Source organism: Salibacterium lacus, assembly GCF_042684865.1.
Taxonomy (GTDB): domain Bacteria; phylum Bacillota; class Bacilli; order Bacillales; family Marinococcaceae; genus Salibacterium; species Salibacterium lacus.
Genome location: NZ_JBHUML010000002.1, coordinates 807,805 through 820,353, shown reverse-complemented (window position 1 = coordinate 820,353; position 12,549 = coordinate 807,805). Strand labels below are relative to the sequence as shown.

The window sequence follows — 12,549 nt, the reverse complement described above, 5'->3', positions numbered from 1 at the left end:
ACCTGATATCCTTTCCCGAAAGGTTCAGCCTGAAGCGGGTATTCGTATCGAATCGTTAGGAGGATGGAGAGAACATGAATATTCATGAGTATCAAGGAAAAGAGCTCCTCAGAGAATACGGGGTAGCCGTACCAAATGGAAAAGTAGCCTTTTCCGCGGATGAAGCAGTAGAAGCTGCCAAAGAACTCGGATCTGCAGTTTCTGTCGTGAAAGCCCAGATTCATGCAGGCGGGCGCGGAAAAGCCGGCGGGGTCAAGATCGCAAAATCACTGGATGAGGTGCGTACATATGCCGAAGAACTTCTGGGCAAAACACTTGTCACGCATCAAACAGGTCCGGAAGGAAAAGAAGTAAAACGGCTTTTTATTGAAGAAGGATCCGACATCCAAAGCGAATATTACGTCGGACTCGTCATGGACCGCGCATCGTCCCGCGTCGTTATGATGGCGTCGGAAGAAGGCGGAACCGAAATTGAAGAAGTAGCGGAAAATAACCCTGAAAAGATTTTCCGTGAGTATATTGATCCGGCAGTCGGCATGCAGCCGTATCAGGCACGCCGTCTCGCATTTAACATCAATATCCCGAAAGACCTTTTGAAGCAGGCGGTTAAATTTATGCTCGGATTGTACAATGTGTACATGGAAAAAGACTGCTCCGTAGCAGAAATCAACCCGCTTGTTACAACAGGAGACGGCAGTGTGATGGCACTGGATGCGAAATTGAACTTTGATTCCAATGCGCTGTACCGTCAGAAAGACATCCTTGAATACCGCGATCTGGATGAAGAAGATCCAAAAGAAATCGAAGCATCCAAATTTGATCTCAGTTATATTGCACTTGACGGCAATATCGGCTGCATGGTCAATGGTGCGGGTCTTGCCATGTCCACGATGGACATCATCAAGTATTACAACGGCGATCCAGCCAACTTCCTTGACGTCGGCGGCGGCGCCACGGCGGAAAAAGTAACGGAAGCTTTTAAGATTATTCTTGAGGATGATCAGGTGAAAGGCATTTACGTTAATATTTTCGGCGGTATCATGAAGTGTGATGTCATTGCTGAAGGTGTTGTAGAAGCAACGGAGCAGATCGGTCTTGAAATACCACTCGTTGTGCGTCTTGAAGGCACAAACGTGGAAACCGGAAAGAAGATTCTGGAAGAATCCGGATTGAACATCACAGCAGCGGATTCCATGGCTGACGGCGCACAGAAAATCGTATCTCAAGTGCAATAGAAAGGCGGGACGAAGTCAAAATGAGCATCTTTATCGATAAAGATACCAAAGTTGTTGTACAGGGCATCACCGGTTCAACCGGCCTGTTTCATACCCAGCAGGCGCTTGCCTATGGAACGAATATTGTCGGAGGCGTTACACCAGGGAAAGGCGGAACCGAAATTGAAGGCGTTCCGGTATTTGATACCCTCCGCGACGCAGTAACCGAAACCGGAGCCAATGCTTCCGTCATTTATGTTCCACCTGCTTTTGCGGCGGATGCTATCATTGAAGCAGTGGACGAAGAGATGGATCTGGCTATCTGCATTACAGAAGGTATCCCTGTCAGTGATATGCTGAAAGTAAAGCGTTTTATGGAAGGGAAGAAAACCCGCCTGGTCGGACCAAACTGCCCGGGGGTTATCACACCGGAAGAATGCAAAATCGGTATCATGCCGGGATATATTCATAAAAAAGGTCATGTCGGCGTCGTTTCCCGTTCCGGTACATTGACGTATGAAGCTGTACACCAGCTCTCCACCAACGGTGTCGGTCAGTCTACAGCTGTAGGCATCGGCGGCGATCCGGTGAACGGCACAAGCTTCATCGATGTGCTGAAAGAATTCAACGAAGATGATGATACCGAAGCGGTTATCATGATTGGTGAAATCGGCGGTACAGCAGAAGAAGAAGCCGCTGAATGGATCCGGGAAAACATGGACAAACCTGTTGTCGGCTTTATCGGCGGACGTACTGCACCTCCTGGAAAAAGAATGGGCCATGCCGGTGCCATCATTTCCGGTGGAAAAGGAACAGCCGATGAAAAGATTAAAACCCTCGAAAGCTCCGGGGTTGACGTTGCCGATACACCGGCTGACATCGGAGATACGCTGATTTCCTCCCTGAAAAGAAACAATCTGTTTGAAAAGTGTCTGACACACGATCCACAATAGAAAAAAGAAACGGGGCGGGCTTTTATCAAGCCCGCCCTTTTTATGAAAGGATGAATGCCTACGGAAACGACACGGCTCCTCCACCTGCATGAAGCGCCGCATATGACATGGAAAAGGACAGCAGCCATTTACCGCATCGATCCGACTTTCTCTCTTCCTTATCATCTTTCTGCCTCTGAGCTTGCCCAATGCCTCCATCTCGAGCCTTACCAAGCTTCTTCTTTACGCCGTTATCTTCATTCCACGGAACGTACACCCGCCTGTTATGAGAAACAGGACATTCACATTCTGACTCCTTTTATGAAAGAATATCCGCAACGGCTCCGGCACATATATGATCCGCCCTGGGTGCTTTATGCCAAAGGCAGAATCGATCTGCTTCACAGTGAAAAAAGTCTTGCTGTAGTAGGAACGAGAAAACCGACTTCTTACGGACTGGAAGCTCTTGAAGAACTGCTTCCGCCAGTGATTGAACAGGGCACGTGTATCATAAGCGGTTTAGCTGCGGGGACAGATACCGCCGCCCACAAATTGACTGTTCGAAAAAAAGGGGCAGCCGCCGCTGTGCTGGGTGCGGGATTCGCTCATATTTATCCCAGGGAGAACACAGCTATTTTCCACCAGCTTTCGCGCTGTCATCTGCTGCTCTCCGAATTTCCCCCCGACACTCCACCGAGAAAATGGCAGTTTCCGATGCGCAACCGAATTATAAGCGGTTTGTCGGATGCTGTATTTATAACCGAAGCCGCCTCCCGCAGCGGATCGCTGATTACCGCCTATCAGGCCCTGGAGCAGGGGCGGGACGTCAAAGTGCTGCCCGGATCTATATTTTCCCCGATGTCGGCCGGAACGAACCAGCTTATCAAAGAAGGGGCTCTGCCGGTCACGGGTGCGCATGATCTTCTGGAGTCCGGATGAAGAGGAATAAGAGGAACATAGACATTTTGGGTGGACACGGCACATAAACTGTGAAAAAATGATTGTGATTTGTTTCCCAAAACAATAGATAGTTTTACTAATTAGCGGAGAATGAAATGAAGAACAGACACCTTGAGAATGACTAAACAATAAATGCAGCAATATAAAAATGTAAAAGATTTGACAAAGTGCAGAACACTGGTTGATAATATGGAAAATCAAAAAGCAGCAAAAAGGGGGAGGAAACAAGAGATATGGCAGATTATTTAGTAATCGTGGAATCTCCCGCTAAGGCGAAAACGATCAGCAAATATCTTGGGAAAAAATATACAGTGAAAGCTTCCATGGGACATATCCGGGATTTACCGAAAAGCCAGATGGGAGTGGATTCGGAGAATAATTTTGATCCAAAGTATATTACGATCCGGGGAAAAGGACCGATACTGAAGGAACTGAAAGCAGCGGCCAAAAAGGTGAAGAAAGTGTACCTTGCCGCCGACCCCGACAGGGAAGGCGAGGCTATTGCCTGGCACCTTGCCTATAGTCTCAACATAGATCCGGAATCAGAGTGCCGGGTCGTCTTTAACGAAATCACAAAGTCAGCTATAAAAGATGCATTCAAAGAACCGCGTAAGATCAATATGGATCTCGTGGACGCCCAGCAGGCCCGACGGATTCTCGACAGACTTGTCGGATACAATATCAGCCCGCTTCTCTGGAAAAAAGTGAAGAAAGGACTGAGTGCCGGCCGTGTGCAGTCGATAGCGGTTAAAATGATTATCGACCGGGAAAAAGAGATTCAACAATTTGTGCCGGAAGAATACTGGAGTATCGAAGGATCCTTTCAGCGTGATAAAGATGCCTTTGAGGCGAAGTTTTACGGCGTGGATGGCAAAAAGCAGGAACTGCGTTCCAAAGAGGATGTGGACAGCGTACGAAGTCGGATGAAAGACGACTCCTTCACCATTGAGAAAGTCACCAAAAAAGAAAGGAAACGCAACCCCGTCCAGCCGTTTACAACATCCCTGCTTCAGCAGGAAGCGGCCCGGAAGCTGAACTTCCGCGCCAAGAAAACGATGATGATCGCCCAGCAGCTGTATGAAGGAGTGGACCTCGGTAAGGCGGGAACCATCGGGCTTATTACTTACATGCGGACGGATTCAACGAGAGTGTCCAACACGGCAAAAGAAGATGCGAAAGCGTATATAGAAGAGCACTACGGGAAAGAATATCTCGGAACCAATCAAAAACAGCCTGCGCAGAATTCCAACGCCCAGGATGCTCACGAAGCGGTAAGACCTACAACCATCAGCAATGATCCAAAAAGCGTGAAATCCCACTTAAGCCGTGATCAGTACAGGCTTTATAAACTAATCTGGGAACGCTTGATGGCCAGTCAGATGGCGCCGGCTGTCATGGATACCATGTCAGTGGATATGGACAACAACGGGGTCATCTTCCGGGCAAATGGATCCAAAGTAAAATTCCAGGGATTTATGAAAGTATACGTGGAAGGAAGCGATGATGGAAAGAAAGAAAAAGACACATTTCTTCCGGATCTCAAAGAGGGAGAGCAGGTAAAAGAGCAGGAAATGACCGAGAATCAACACTTTACCCAGCCCCCTCCCCGTTACACAGAAGCAAGGCTTGTCAGGACAATGGAGGAAATGGGTATCGGCAGACCGTCGACCTACGCGCCGACACTGGACACCGTTCAGCGCCGCAATTATGTCGCACTCGAAGAGAAACGTTTTGTGCCGACCGAACTAGGCGAAATAGTACTTGATTTAATCGTCGAATTTTTCCCGGAAATTCTGGATGTGGAGTTCACTGCGAAAATGGAAAACGACCTTGACTATATTGAAGAGGGACGCCAGAATTGGATTGAAATCATCGATGAATTCTATCAAGACTTCGAGAAACGGCTGAAAGTGGCGGAAGAGGAAATGGAAGAAGTCGAGATTCGTGACGAGCCGGCCGGGGAAGACTGTGAATTGTGCGGAAGCCCGATGGTTTATAAGATGGGACGCTACGGTAGATTCATGGCCTGCTCGAACTTTCCGGAATGCCGGAACACAAAAGCTATTATGAAAGAAATCGGAGTGGACTGTCCTAAATGTAAAGAAGGAAACGTCGTAGAGCGTAAAAGCAAAAAACAGCGGAAATTTTACGGCTGTGACCGCTACCCCGAGTGTGACTTCATTTCCTGGGATAAACCGATTTCGCGCCCGTGCCCGAAATGTGAATCCATGCTCGTTGAGAAAAAGACGAAAAAGGGTGTACATGTTCAGTGCACCGACTGTGACTATAAAGAAGAACCGAACTAAAGATAAAAAGGAATCCCCTTTTTCACAAAAGGGGGTTTTCCTATGTAGCACGCATATAATCAGGGACAGGTCTCGTCAGAATTTTATGAAAAAATAATCAATTTCCTTGAACGGGAACAGGGTCTATGTTAGAATTTAAGAGCTTTTGTGCGTGAGGTGACAGACATGAATGAAGACTGGAAATACTGGTATGACATATTCCTGCAATATCTTCAGGTGGAGAAAAACGCATCGTCTTTAACGATTGATGCGTACCGAAAAGATCTGGATGATTATTTCCGTTTTTTACAGGCGGAAGGCATCCATTCTCCCCTGGATGTGGATATGAATACAGCCCGGTTGTATTTAACGCATCTTTTTGATGAGAAATACGGGCGCAGCAGTGCTGCCCGCAAAATTTCCGTCCTGCGTACGTTTTACAGGTATGTAAAAAAAGAAGGGCATATGGAAACCAACCCCTTTGCCTCTTCCAATCTGCCGAAAAAACAGAAAAAACTACCCAGGTTTTTGTATGAACAGGAGCTCGAGGCGCTGTTTGATTCTTTTGATGTCGAAAAAGATCTCGATCAGCGCGATCTGGCCCTTTTTGAACTGCTGTATGCCACAGGGCTTCGCGTCAGCGAATTGTGCCGGTTGGAAGAACAGCACCTGGATGAAGAACTTGGAACCATTCTCGTGCATGGAAAAGGCGGCAGGGAGCGGTACGTACCTGTCGGGAGTTTTGCCATGGAGGCGGTTGATCATTACCGCCGTTATGCAAGGCGCCGGCTGGTACAAAAAAGCGGCAGTGATACGGCCGTTTTGTTTCTGAACAATAAAGGAACGCCGCTGACGGACCGGGGGATCCGCTATATTGTGAACAAACGGGTGAAAGATGTATCGGCGACACTGCAGCTGTCCCCGCATGATCTTCGTCACACGTTTGCGACGCATCTGTTGAATCAGGGAGCGGATCTGCGCAGTGTCCAACAGCTCCTGGGACATGCGAATCTTTCCACGACCCAGATTTACACCCATGTAACAAAGGACCGGCTCCGGGAAGTGTACAATAAGGCTCATCCACGCTCGGAAAGGAATGGAGGATAAAACCATGGAGTCATCGTTTCATGCCACCACAATATTTGCTGTTCATCATAACGGAAAAGCTGCGATGGCCGGAGACGGACAGGTGACATTCGGCCAGGCGGTTGTGATGAAACAGACCGCAAGAAAAGTAAGAAAAATTTATCATGACCGGGTGCTTGCAGGATTCGCTGGATCGGTGGCGGATGCTTTTACCCTGTTTGATATGTTTGAATCCAGACTCGAACAGTGGAACGGCCAGCTGCAGAGGGCAGCCGTGGAACTCGCCAAGGAATGGCGCAGTGATAAAACACTCCGTCGTCTGGAAGCAATGCTCGTTGTGATGGATAAAGACACCCTCCTGCTTGTGGCCGGCACCGGTGAAGTCATTGAACCGGATGACGGCCTGATTGCGATAGGTTCGGGAGGAAACTATGCCCTTGCTGCCGGAAGGGCATTAAAGCAGCATGCTTCCTACATGGAAGCAAAAGAGATGGCGGAAGCTTCTCTGAAGACCGCCGGCGATATCTGTGTATTTACCAATGACCAGCTGGTTGTAGAAGAAATCGAATAATGGAAAGGGCGGATGAGAGATGAACACTCCGCTGACACCGAAAAAAATTGTGGAGATCCTCGATCAGTATATTATCGGTCAGAACCAGGCAAAGCGCTCCGTAGCTGTTGCACTGCGGAACAGGTACAGAAGAAGCCTGCTGGAGGAAAGTCTGCGGGATGAAATCACCCCGAAAAATATTCTCATGATTGGTCCGACCGGAGTCGGAAAGACCGAAATCGCAAGAAGGCTCGCAAAACTGGCCGGAGCCCCTTTTGTCAAAGTAGAAGCGACAAAATTCACAGAGGTCGGCTATGTCGGCCGTGATGTCGAATCCATGATCCGGGACCTGGTAGAGACGTCAGCGCGGCTTGTCAAAGAGGAAAAGATGGAAGAGGTAAAAAATGAAGCAGCACGTGAAGCGGAGAAACGCCTCGTAAAACTGCTCGTTCCGGAAAAAAAGAAGCAGCAGCAGAGCAAAAACCCTTTTGACATGCTTTTTCAGCAGCAGAACCAGGAAGAAACCAAAGAAGAAACAGAGGAAGACCAGGATATTGCCGGAAAAAGACGCCGGATGGAACATCAGCTGGCCATGGGAGAGCTTGAAGATCATATGGTCACAATTGAAGTGGAAGAGCAGGGCCGCGGCATGTCTGATATGTTTCAAGGGTCCGGCATGGAACAGATGGGCATGAACATGCAGGAAATGTTGGGCGGCATGATGCCTAAAAACAAAAAGGAGCGTCGGCTGACGGTAAGAGAAGCGAGACCGGTGCTCGAGGAGCAGGAAGCCCAGCAGCTCATTGATATGGATGAGGTGGGACAGATTGCTGTTTCGAAAGCAGAACAGCTGGGTATGGTGTTCATAGATGAAATCGACAAAGTTGCCGGAAATCAGCAATCCAGTGCCGATGTGTCGCGGGAAGGCGTCCAGCGGGATATCCTGCCGATTGTAGAAGGGTCGGCAGTATCAACCAAGTACGGGACGGTAAAAACCGACCATATTCTGTTTATCAGTGCCGGGGCTTTTCACACGACGAAGCCTTCTGATCTGATTCCAGAACTCCAGGGGCGTTTTCCGATCCGGGTGGAACTTGACAACCTTGGTGCTGAAGATTTTGTCCGGATTCTGCAGGAGCCGGATCAGGCCCTGACAAAACAGTACCAAGCACTGCTGCATACAGAAGGTATAAATGTTGAATTTTCTGACGAAGCTGTTCACAAGATTGCTGAAATGGCCCAGGACGTTAACCAGCACACGGAAAATATCGGTGCCCGCAGACTTCATACGCTGCTGGAACGCCTGCTTGAAGATTTATCGTTCGAGGCACCGGATATCACAATGGAGACGGTGACAATCACCTCCTCTTATGTGGAGGAAAAACTGGCTTCGATTGCAAAAAACAGAGATATGAGCCGATATATTTTATAAGAGAAAAAACAGGAGGAGTCTCAGATGGATCTATTATCAAAAAGCCGCAAAATTAACGACATGCTGCAAAAAACGGCAGGAGACCATGTAAACTTTAAAGATATGGCGGAAACGCTCCGTGATATTATAAGTTCCAATGTATTTGTCGTCAGCCGCCGGGGAAAACTGCTCGGATATGCTATTAAACAGGAAATTGAAAATGACCGGATGAAAAAAATGCTGGAAGAACGTCAGTTTCCGGAGGAATATACATCCGGCCTTTTCAAAATCGATGAAACCTCTCCGAATCTTGATATAAACAGCGATTATACTGCCTTTCCGGTGGAGAACAGGGAACTGTTCAGCTCCGGTCTGACGACAGTCGTTCCGATTAACGGCGGCGGACAGCGTCTTGGTACGCTGGTCCTGGCACGCCTCAATGAGCATTTCGATGACGATGATCTTATTTTAGCCGAGTACGGGGCAACGGTAGTAGGAATGGAAATCCTCCATGAAAAAACACAGGAAATTGAGGAAGAGGCACGCAGCAAAGCGGTTGTTCAAATGGCGATCAGCTCGTTGTCATACAGTGAACTGGAAGCAGTGGAGCACATTTTCGAAGAGCTGGAAGGAAAAGAAGGTCTGCTGGTCGCAAGCAAGATTGCCGACAGAGTCGGCATTACCCGATCTGTGATTGTGAACGCGCTCCGGAAGCTTGAGAGTGCCGGAGTCATCGAATCCCGTTCCCTTGGAATGAAAGGAACATACATCAAAGTATTGAATGATAAATTTCTCTACGAACTTGAAAAACTGAAAGCCAACAGCTAAAACCGAATCATAATAATCAAACCCGCTGCTTGTATGAGGCAGCGGGTTTTCATATTTTCAGAAATCAATAAGTTAGGCCTATGTAAGGACATTGCTGCGTTTCGATATACGTGAAACGCAAATCAGGGTAAAAGAAAGCGCGGCAAGCCTTACACTATATTGAACGGGGGTGTGAAGGTCTCAGACGTGAAAACGATACCAGGAAAATTTAATTAGGAAAAAAGGACTATTTATATTGGAAAAACTGGTGTGGTCCTTTTTTATCGAAATGAAAAACCGTGAAAACACCCTTAGACAAATGTCACATATTTTTATACAATTTGGGTGGAAGTCCTCGAAGTATAGAAGAAAATGGCAGGTTTTGCCGGAAATGAAAAAGCCAAATTAATTTCCTGTCTTAATAAGGTCTTTAGTAGGGGGAAGGAGGTAGCGTATGGGGTTATTTGATTCCGCCACGTTTCACAACCTGGAACAGGGACTGAAAGGTGCGGCTACGCGGCAGAAGACGATATCAGACAATATTTCCAATGTAGATACGCCGAATTACAAGGCGAAGAGCGCCCACTTCAAGCATACCCTGAATGAAGCAATGCAAAACGACAAGATCCAGGCGCAGCAGACAAATCAGCAGCATATTCCTTTTGGAGGAAACGGCAGTGACTCGATTTATGTCAGCCGGGACACTTCCACGATGTATAATCATAACGGCAACAATGTCGATATAGACAAGGAAATGACAGATTCCGCTAAAAACCAGATTTACTACAATGCACTGACTGATCGGTTAAGCAGTAAGTTCAGCAGTCTAAAAACCGCGGTACGCTCTAATTAATCGATGATGAAAATGGAGGGAATGAGCAGTGGGATTATTTGATGGAGTAAATGCAGCAGCTTCCGGACTGACGGCCCAGCGCCTGCGGATGGATGTTGCTTCGGCCAATACAGCGAATGCCGATTCCACCAGAGGGACTCTCGTAGACGGGGAGTGGGAGCCATACCGCAGGAAGATGGTGACGATGAGCTCGTCGGATTCCGGTTTTTCCTCCCACCTTCAAAAGGCAATGGGAAGCGGCGGCAGTCCCCAGGCAGGAACCGGTACAGAAGTGACAGGCATTGTGGAGGACGAGTCTCCATTTAAGCAGGTATACAATCCAGAACACCCTGATGCCGGTGAGGACGGATACGTTGACATGCCGAATGTGGATCCTCTGAAAGAAATGGTGAACATGATGGGGGCAAGCCGTTCCTATCAAGCTAATATTACATCCATGAATGCGTCGAAAAACATGATGCTTAAAGCACTTGAAATCGGAAGAGGTCAGTAAGAGGAGGACTATGAATGTTTGAAAGTTTTATAGGGGGCCCGGAAGCGGCTCAGCAGACCGGGGCATTGAAGGCGGCCTCCAACAACAACACATCTCCTGCTGAAGCCCAGGAATCATTCAAAAACGCATTAAACAATGCGGTTACAGAGGTGAATGACGCCCAGGTCAAATCGAATGAAATGACGTCAAAACTCGCCTCCGGTGAAGTGGAAAATCTTCATGAAGTCATGGTTTCCGCAGAGAAAGCAGGCGTCATGCTGCAGACCACTGTCGAAGTGCGGAATAAGGCACTGGAATCCTACCAGAAAGTCATGCGCATGCAGGTTTGATCTGCTGACAGCGGATAATGGAAATCGGGAGGCCCCATGAAAGAGAAGCTACTACAATTCAGACAGAAGACAACCGAATACTGGCGCAGCCGAAGCGGTGTCCAGAAAATACTGCTGATCGGCTCTATCGTTTTACTTATACTTATTATTTTTCTCGCTGTGTTTTTTACGACCAGGACGAACTTCGCTCCGCTTTATTCTGAATTAACCCAGGAAGAGACAGGGCAGATTACGGAGAATCTTGATTCCAGGGGGATTGCCTATGAACTGTCAAACAATGGATCCACCATCCGGGTCCCGCAGGAGCAGGTCGATTCCCTGAAAGTGGATCTAGCTGCGGAAGGTCTTCCGGATAGTGGAAGCATTGATTATTCCTTTATTGAGGACCAGATGGGCTTTGGCATGACAGACAATGAGTTCAACACAATGGAACGTGCCGCGATACAGACCGAACTCAGCGGGCTCATGGAGAATATTGATGGGGTGGAAGCGGCTGACGTCATGATTAACATGCCCAAAGAGTCCACATGGGTGGCTGAAGAAGGCGGCAATGCCTCCGCTTCTGTCGTGGTTGATACAGGTGGAACGGCAGACCTTGAACAGTCCCAGGTCAGGGCGCTGCATCATCTCGTTTCAAAAAGTGTACCCGAGCTGACAGTGGACAACATCGTCATTATGAATCAGATGTTTGAACAGTTCACCTATGAAGATTCCGGCAGTGACTCCACGATGAGTGCTTATGAAGAACAGCGGAGCATTCAGGAAGACATTGAAAAGGATATTCAGTCAAGACTCCAGCAGATGCTCGGCCGCATGATGGGACTGAACAAGGTAGCCGTTTCTGTGACGACAGATCTTGATTTCACCCAGGAAACGAGAGAAGAGGCTTTGGTTGAACCGGTCGATGAGGAGAATATGGAAGGCATCGCCGTCAGCGCCGAGCGGATTGAAGAAGCCTACGAAGGACAGCCGCCTGAGGACGGCGGCGTTGCGGGAGCAGGCGAAGGAGACGTGGCGAACTATCCAGCTGGAGCCGCCAACGGACAGGGTGATTACGAGAGGGATGAAGAACGGATCAATTACGAGGTGAACAGAATTCATCGTCAGATCACGGAAAGCCCGTATAAAATCCGTGACCTCGGTATTCAGGTCATGGTGGAACCGCCGGAACCTGATAATCCGGACTCGCTCGACCCGCAGACGATCACCGATATTGAAGAAATGCTCACCACCATGGTGAATACAAGCATTAATGCCGAGTATCAGGAAGATATGGAAGCAGGCGCCATTGAGGACAACATTTATGTTGCCTCCCAGCCGTTCAACGGCCAGCAGGAGGTACAGGAAGAAGCAGGAACATCCATCCCGATGTGGGTGTATATTGCCGGAGGAGCACTGTTGTTCATGGTTCTTGCACTCTTTGTTATGTTGATCCGGAGAAGAAGCCGAGGGGAAGAATGGACCGAAGAGGAAATGACCACAGCCGAACCGATACCGGATCTTCCGGATGAAGATAACAGCGAAGAAGCACAACGCAGAAAGCAGCTGGAGAATCTGGCTCAGGAAAATCCAGAGGAATTTTCGAAACTATTACGGACGTGGTTGTCCGATGAGTAAGGAGGTCCTGCC

The 12,549-nt window shown here is 48.3% G+C and carries 12 protein-coding genes; all 12 read left to right on the top strand.

Annotation, left to right across the window (positions count from 1 at the left end):
- Positions 1-74: 74 nt before the first annotated feature.
- The 12 genes from sucC to fliF all read left to right on the top strand — a co-directional run bounded on the left by sucC (position 75) and on the right by fliF (position 12,537).
- Positions 75-1,235: an ADP-forming succinate--CoA ligase subunit beta gene (sucC, locus tag ACFSUB_RS05025; RefSeq protein ID WP_380712095.1), complete on the top strand. Its 1,161-nt coding sequence runs from the start codon at positions 75-77 to the stop codon at positions 1,233-1,235.
- 20 nt (positions 1,236-1,255) lie between these two features.
- Positions 1,256-2,167 carry a succinate--CoA ligase subunit alpha gene (gene sucD / locus ACFSUB_RS05020; RefSeq protein WP_380712094.1) on the top strand — a complete coding sequence of 304 codons (912 nt, stop codon included), beginning with the start codon at positions 1,256-1,258 and terminating at the stop codon, positions 2,165-2,167.
- Between the two features lie 102 nt (positions 2,168-2,269).
- The gene (gene dprA, locus ACFSUB_RS05015; RefSeq protein ID WP_380712093.1) at positions 2,270-3,085 is read left to right on the top strand and encodes a DNA-processing protein DprA; all 816 of its coding nucleotides are present in this window, start codon (positions 2,270-2,272) and stop codon (positions 3,083-3,085) included.
- 254 nt (positions 3,086-3,339) lie between these two features.
- Positions 3,340-5,412 (top strand): type I DNA topoisomerase, encoded by a 2,073-nt coding sequence (topA, locus tag ACFSUB_RS05010; protein WP_380712091.1) that lies wholly within the window; start codon positions 3,340-3,342, stop codon positions 5,410-5,412.
- Positions 5,413-5,577: 165 nt separating this feature from the next.
- Entirely contained in the window at positions 5,578-6,498 is a 921-nt protein-coding gene (xerC, locus tag ACFSUB_RS05005) for a tyrosine recombinase XerC (RefSeq protein WP_380712090.1), read from the top strand.
- A gap of 4 nt (positions 6,499-6,502) precedes the next feature.
- On the top strand, positions 6,503-7,048 hold the full coding sequence (gene hslV, locus ACFSUB_RS05000; protein ID WP_380712089.1) for an ATP-dependent protease subunit HslV: 546 nt from the start codon (positions 6,503-6,505) through the stop codon (positions 7,046-7,048).
- A gap of 19 nt (positions 7,049-7,067) precedes the next feature.
- Complete coding sequence (gene hslU, locus ACFSUB_RS04995) at positions 7,068-8,459, top strand: ATP-dependent protease ATPase subunit HslU (RefSeq protein ID WP_380712088.1); 1,392 nt, start codon at positions 7,068-7,070, stop codon at positions 8,457-8,459.
- A gap of 24 nt (positions 8,460-8,483) precedes the next feature.
- Positions 8,484-9,266, top strand: a complete 783-nt coding sequence (gene codY, locus ACFSUB_RS04990; protein ID WP_090927911.1) for a GTP-sensing pleiotropic transcriptional regulator CodY — start codon at positions 8,484-8,486, stop codon at positions 9,264-9,266.
- A 433-nt stretch (positions 9,267-9,699) separates the two neighbouring features.
- On the top strand, positions 9,700-10,098 hold the full coding sequence (flgB, locus tag ACFSUB_RS04985) for a flagellar basal body rod protein FlgB (protein ID WP_380712087.1): 399 nt from the start codon (positions 9,700-9,702) through the stop codon (positions 10,096-10,098).
- 28 nt (positions 10,099-10,126) lie between these two features.
- Positions 10,127-10,591, top strand: a complete 465-nt coding sequence (gene flgC, locus ACFSUB_RS04980; protein WP_380712086.1) for a flagellar basal body rod protein FlgC — start codon at positions 10,127-10,129, stop codon at positions 10,589-10,591.
- A 14-nt stretch (positions 10,592-10,605) separates the two neighbouring features.
- Positions 10,606-10,920, top strand: coding sequence for a flagellar hook-basal body complex protein FliE (gene fliE, locus ACFSUB_RS04975; protein ID WP_380712085.1), 315 nt, complete (start codon positions 10,606-10,608; stop codon positions 10,918-10,920).
- Positions 10,921-10,956: 36 nt separating this feature from the next.
- Positions 10,957-12,537 (top strand): flagellar basal-body MS-ring/collar protein FliF, encoded by a 1,581-nt coding sequence (gene fliF / locus ACFSUB_RS04970; protein WP_380712083.1) that lies wholly within the window; start codon positions 10,957-10,959, stop codon positions 12,535-12,537.
- Positions 12,538-12,549 lie beyond the last annotated feature (12 nt).

Bases quoted from the DNA above. Each gene is read 5' to 3' on its own strand.
- sucC (WP_380712095.1), top strand. From the start codon at position 75: ATGAATATTCATGAGTATCAAGGAAAAGAGCTCCTCAGAGAATACGGG.
- sucD (WP_380712094.1), top strand. From the start codon at position 1,256: ATGAGCATCTTTATCGATAAAGATACCAAAGTTGTTGTACAGGGCATC.
- dprA (WP_380712093.1), top strand. From the start codon at position 2,270: ATGACATGGAAAAGGACAGCAGCCATTTACCGCATCGATCCGACTTTC.
- topA (WP_380712091.1), top strand. From the start codon at position 3,340: ATGGCAGATTATTTAGTAATCGTGGAATCTCCCGCTAAGGCGAAAACG.
- xerC (WP_380712090.1), top strand. From the start codon at position 5,578: ATGAATGAAGACTGGAAATACTGGTATGACATATTCCTGCAATATCTT.
- hslV (WP_380712089.1), top strand. From the start codon at position 6,503: ATGGAGTCATCGTTTCATGCCACCACAATATTTGCTGTTCATCATAAC.
- hslU (WP_380712088.1), top strand. From the start codon at position 7,068: ATGAACACTCCGCTGACACCGAAAAAAATTGTGGAGATCCTCGATCAG.
- codY (WP_090927911.1), top strand. From the start codon at position 8,484: ATGGATCTATTATCAAAAAGCCGCAAAATTAACGACATGCTGCAAAAA.
- flgB (WP_380712087.1), top strand. From the start codon at position 9,700: ATGGGGTTATTTGATTCCGCCACGTTTCACAACCTGGAACAGGGACTG.
- fliE (WP_380712085.1), top strand. From the start codon at position 10,606: ATGTTTGAAAGTTTTATAGGGGGCCCGGAAGCGGCTCAGCAGACCGGG.
- fliF (WP_380712083.1), top strand. From the start codon at position 10,957: ATGAAAGAGAAGCTACTACAATTCAGACAGAAGACAACCGAATACTGG.